Origin of the sequence: Alkalilimnicola sp. S0819 (assembly GCF_009295635.1) — a bacterium.
Taxonomy (GTDB): Bacteria; Pseudomonadota; Gammaproteobacteria; order Nitrococcales; family WHIW01; genus S0819.
In genome coordinates this window covers 1-3499 of the sequence record NZ_WHIW01000030.1, presented here as the reverse complement: position 1 = coordinate 3499, position 3499 = coordinate 1, and the positions used below count along the sequence as shown (strand labels likewise).

Annotated in this window: 4 protein-coding genes; 3 read left to right on the top strand and 1 reads right to left on the bottom strand. The window is 59.7% G+C overall.

Annotation, left to right across the window (positions count from 1 at the left end; all coding sequences use genetic code 11):
• Window positions 1-1136 precede the first annotated feature (1136 nt).
• The 3 genes from GBG68_RS13805 (at window position 1137) to GBG68_RS13795 (ending at window position 2473) form a co-directional block, all read left to right on the top strand.
• Complete coding sequence (locus GBG68_RS13805) at window positions 1137-1451, top strand: BrnT family toxin (RefSeq protein ID WP_152148364.1); 315 nt, start codon at window positions 1137-1139, stop codon at window positions 1449-1451.
• Window positions 1423-1698, top strand: a complete 276-nt coding sequence (brnA, locus tag GBG68_RS13800) for a type II toxin-antitoxin system BrnA family antitoxin (protein WP_152148362.1) — start codon at window positions 1423-1425, stop codon at window positions 1696-1698. Before GBG68_RS13805 ends, brnA begins: the two co-directional genes overlap by 29 nt.
• 493 nt (window positions 1699-2191) lie before the next feature.
• Window positions 2192-2473 (top strand): hypothetical protein, encoded by a 282-nt coding sequence (locus GBG68_RS13795; RefSeq protein ID WP_152148360.1) that lies wholly within the window; start codon window positions 2192-2194, stop codon window positions 2471-2473.
• Between the two features lie 61 nt (window positions 2474-2534).
• Here the strand turns inward: GBG68_RS13795 and GBG68_RS13790 are convergent, their stop codons facing one another.
• A complete protein-coding gene (locus GBG68_RS13790; RefSeq protein WP_152148358.1) occupies window positions 2535-2888 on the bottom strand; it encodes a hypothetical protein in 354 nt (117 codons plus the stop codon).
• Window positions 2889-3499: the final 611 nt, after the last annotated feature.

Genomic DNA, 3499 nt, shown 5'->3' with positions numbered 1-3499 from the left:
GTGGCAGCGTTCGCATGCAGACGGATCTTCATGGATGATTCCTCCTAAGCTCACTGAGCACCTCTCGCGCTACCCATAGAGGGTAACTCCTGAGGGAGATGGAATCATCAGGGACCCGACAGTTAGCACGGTGCAGCTTTCTGCCAGCAGTGAGCAGGGCATCGTGCTTGCGATTGTTCTTCTCTTTGTGGCGGGCGAGGCCTCTACCGTTGCCGCGCCAACGTACCCCGATGCGGCACCGCCGTGCCAGCGGGCAGGGCAGGGACGTTGGCATTCGTGGCCGCAACCACCCGTGGGACCACGCCATGCCGAACACGCCCCTGGGTGGTCGGCTCGTAACCCCAATGAGCGGAACCACGACAGTGTTGGGGCCCGTCCTATGGGCGCCAACGGGGCTGTTCCCAGTGAGGGCGCGCCTTCACAGAATGGACCGAGGGCGGAAAGAGCCACCCTTTGTGGCACTGCCCGAGCCGTTCCTGATGCGTTTGGCTGCGACCTTCTTTGAGACTGGCACGGATCGACGTTCTGGCCACCGAGATCGCGAACCCTAACTTTCTCCCCTTGGGCCTGCACCCGCTAACGAGGAAGCTCAGCCGCGCTGCTTTTTAGCGTCGGCTGGAGCGCCTTGTTAGAAAGGCGGCCCCGGACGCCACTGCCGCGCCTGGCGAGCCACCCGCTGTTGTTAGCCGACCTCTGACTGGGCCGCCTGCCGAGCGGCATCCACCGCTTGAAGGCACGGAAGCCCACCGACAGCCGCCAAGCCTGGAGCACCTTTCGCGGACGAACCGACGGAGCTGTCGTAGAACTACCGAAGGTTGACGTTCCACTGACGCCGCGACCATGACCGAGACCATCGGCTGGAAAGGACTGCGGCGCTGACTTCTTTTCTTCCCGCTCCAGCGCCTGAAGGACGCGAGAACGCGTTCATCTACCGCTCAGCCTAGCCGACGACAAACGGCGAAAGGAACTACGGCATCTTCATGTGCCGGCACAGCGCGCTAGAGCCGAACATGCAGAGCCCGCCGTCTAACGGCTAGCGGTAAGCCGCAGGAAAAACGCGCAGCGTTTTTGCTGTCGGCTTCACCGCCTTGTTAGCGCTCTTCCTCTTTCGTGTATATGCTCATAATATACGCAGCATGATCGACTGGACCAGAGCCACTGGCTTCGACTGGGACGAAGGCAACGCCCGCAAGAGCGCCGACAAACACGGCGTGGCGCAGGCTGAGGCCGAGCAGACATTCTTCAACGAACCGCTGCTCTTGGTGCCCGACCCCAAGCACAGCCAGGACGAGCAGCGCTACCATGCCCTTGGAGTTACTGACCTGGGCCGGCAACTGCACATTACCTTCACGCTGCGCTCGGCCGGAACCCTGATCCGGGTTATCTCGGCGCGAGACATGCACCGCAAGGAGAGGGCCACTTATGAGCAAGCAGCGCAAGACGCCCCCTGAGTTCAAGACCGAGGCCGAGGAACGCGCCTTTTGGGAAAGTCATGACTCCAGTGACTACGTGGACTGGAGCAAGGCCCAGCCTGCGCGGTTCCCGAACCTCAAGCCGACGACTAAAACGATTTCGTTGCGGCTTCCTGTGAGCGTACTGGAGCGCATCAAGGTTGAAGCGCACCGGCGAGACGTCCCTTATCAGTCCCTGATCAAGACTTGGTTGGCCGAACATCTGGATCGCGACCTTCCTCGATGACCGCGCACACCTCCGCCTTCAGGCGCTAACGGGCTGCTAAGCCGCGCGGCGTAGCCGCGTCGGCTTGAGCGGCGTGTTAGAATGGTGGGGCGCTACCGTGCTTGGCGCGTGGCCACCGGTCCTTGTTCTTCTTCATTTGCTTCGCCGAAGGCGCCGAGCTTGAAGGCTGCGGCAGAACCTTTGGTGAAGCGCGTACCCAAACAGACTACCCAACATGGACAAGCCTGGCGACGGTCATTTTGGCCACTGGTTCAGACGGCTCAACCGCGGCCGTGCCCAGGCGCTCGCTTAGTGCCACGCCCGGAAGGTGGCGTGCTTTATGCGACGCCGGGGCAGGGCGGCAAGTTCGATAATTCCTACAGCCAACCACCGATATCCACGGTTCCGGCCCACCCTAACGGGCTGCTAAGCCGCGCAGCGTCAACTGCGTCGGCTTGAGCTGCGTGTTAGAAACGGTGGGGCGCTTGCAAGCTTGGCGCGTGGCCACCGGTTCTTGCTGTTCTTCTTTTGCTTCGCTGAGGGCGCCGAGCTTGAAGAGTTCGGCAAAACCTCTGGTAAAGCGCGTATCCAAGCAGACTACCAAAGTTGGACAGGCCTGATGGTGGTTATTGTGGCCAATGATCCAGACGGCTCAACGGCGGCCGTGCCCTGGCGCTTGCTAGTGCCACCGCTGAAAGGTGGCGTGCTTTATCCGGCGCTGGGGCAGGGCGGTAAGCTGGCCGATCCCTACAGCCGTACCCTGATATCCACGGTTCCGGCCCACCCTAACGGCTAGCCATGAGCCGCGCGGCGTCAGCCGCGTCGCGCTCCATGGCTTTGTTAGGCTCTTGATGATTCTACTTCTTCCGTGGCGTTTTCTTCTTCTTCCGCCTGCTCAGGGAACTCTGGGCCAATTCCTGGACGCCTACAACCCGGAACCAAGCAACCCCTAGCAAAGCCAGTGGCCCGCATACAGCAGCGGCTACGAACAAAAGAAAGGCTTGTACGCCCGTGGCACTTGGAAAGGCAGCTGAAGACACCAGCAGGCCGAGAAATACACCTGTCGCCAACAGTAAGGCGAGTATCCATCTTGAGAGCCGCAGCTGGCGGTAAACGCGCGAGTTTTGTTTTTGTCCCTTCAGACGGACAAGAGTGACCACGTGGGCCAAGCCAAAAACAACAAAAATCGATAAAAACCACAGGGGGTTCATGAGGCGCCTTCCACCGTGCCTAACGGGCTGCTAAGCCGCAGCGAAAACGCCTGGCGTTTTCGCTGTCGGCTTCAGCTGCGTGTTAGAAGGGTCGGGTAGCGCCACGCGGTGCGTGGCCGCCAAGCTAAATGCTTTCAAAAAATAGGCCGCCTTGATATGCAAGAGCTCTCAACACGTTCAGCCAGTGGAGCCATGTTGGAACCCGTTCGCACCACATGGAATCGGCCCCAATATTTTTGAAATAATCTACGGTATCCAAACATTCATCAAGGGGCTGAGCGTCGCTGGCCCGCAGGTGCTGTGGGAGCTCAGCGTGGCTTTGGCTTAAGACGAGATAGTACGTTTCGGTGAAAATCGCGTGGTGGCCCGCCCAAAAAATCAGTACCCAAAAGGACAACCCGAGCATGAGCCCAACCAAAATTTCTGGGATGCTTTGCTCAGCGCGGTGCCTCAAATGGTGTTCCTCTCGGGCGTCTGTTCAGTGGTAGGTCTAAGGAAGCGCTGATCAAATCAGCGATCCAGCACAAATTGCTCAAAACATGACCGCTCGGGCCGTTTTTGGCCCTGAATACGGTGTTTTTACGCCATTTCGGCCCCGATCCGCCCCTTTT